The following is a 1199-nucleotide window of genomic DNA, read 5'->3' on the forward strand; positions in this document are numbered from 1 at the left end:
CTAGTGGGCCGTCCCGGAACGTTGACCGGGTAATTGATCTCGGCTGGTGAACCCGTCAGGCTGGCTGCCTCTGAAAGCTGGGAGGTAGTCGTGGCTCGTCCACCGGATGTGTTCGTCCGGCCCTTGTCGATGGAGGAGGGCCGAAAGATCCAGCGCATCACCCGGACTGCGAAGGACCCGGTCAAGCTGCGCCGGGCGATCGTGGTGATGATGTCTGGCCAGGGCCAGAGCGTGCCGGACATCACCTCGTTGATGCAGGTCGGTGAGGATTACGTGCGCGATGTCATCCACGCCTTCAACGAGCGGGGGTTCGACGCGCTGGACCCAAAATGGAGCGGGGGCCGGCCACCGGCGATCAGTGAGCAGGTGCGCGAGCACATCTGCCTGATCGCCCGGACGGTCCCCGCCGAGTGGGGCATCACCGGCCACTCCACCTGGAGCTTGCGCACCTTGGCCGAACACCTCGTCGCCCGCGGTGTGGTGGACGCCCTTAGCCGCGAGCACCTGCGGCGCATCCTGCGCAAGGGCGGCGTGAGCTGGCAGACCACCACCACGTGGAAGGCGTCCAACGACCCGCACTTCATCGCCAAGATGCAGCGGGTGCTGGAGTTATACGACCACCCACCCGCCGACGGGAAGGTGATCTGCGTCGATGAGTTCGGCCCGTTGAACCTGCTGCCCCGCAAGGGTAAACGGTGGCGGCCGGCCGGAAGTCCGGCCCGGCTGCGGGCCACCTACAACCGCTACTTCGGCGTCATGCACATGCTCGCCGCGCTGGATCTGGCCACCGGCAAGCTGTACTACCGCATCCGTCGGCGAAAGCGGTGGCGGGAGTTTCTGTCCTTCCTCAAGACCCTGCGCTCACGGTGGCCCGGCGAGAGGCTTTATGTGATCATGGACAACTACTCGCCGCATAAGCATCCCCAGGTCCGGGCCTGGGCCGCCGACAACGACGTCGAGCTGGTGTTCCTGCCGACCTACGGCTCGTGGTTGAACTGGATCGAATCCGAGTTCGCCGCCCTGCGTTATTACGCCTTGAACGGCACCGATCACCGTTCCCATGACGAGCAGAACACGGCGATCGGTGGCTACGTCCGCTGGCGCAACGCCCGTGCCCAACCAAAGACCAGCTTCGCCGCCACTTCACCTATCCGAAGCTGGACCAGTTACCCGGCCAAGGTTGCGTGACGGGCCACTAG

General features: G+C 65.1%; 1 protein-coding gene. It reads left to right on the top strand.

Going from position 1 to position 1199, the window contains the following annotated elements:
* Positions 1–90: 90 nt before the first annotated feature.
* Positions 91–1188 (top strand): IS630 family transposase, encoded by a 1098-nt coding sequence (locus KME78_RS63645; protein ID WP_308127615.1) that lies wholly within the window; start codon positions 91–93, stop codon positions 1186–1188.
* Positions 1189–1199: the final 11 nt, after the last annotated feature.

It is taken from the genome of Nonomuraea guangzhouensis, assembly GCF_019396345.1.
Taxonomy (GTDB): domain Bacteria; phylum Actinomycetota; class Actinomycetes; order Streptosporangiales; family Streptosporangiaceae; genus Nonomuraea; species Nonomuraea guangzhouensis.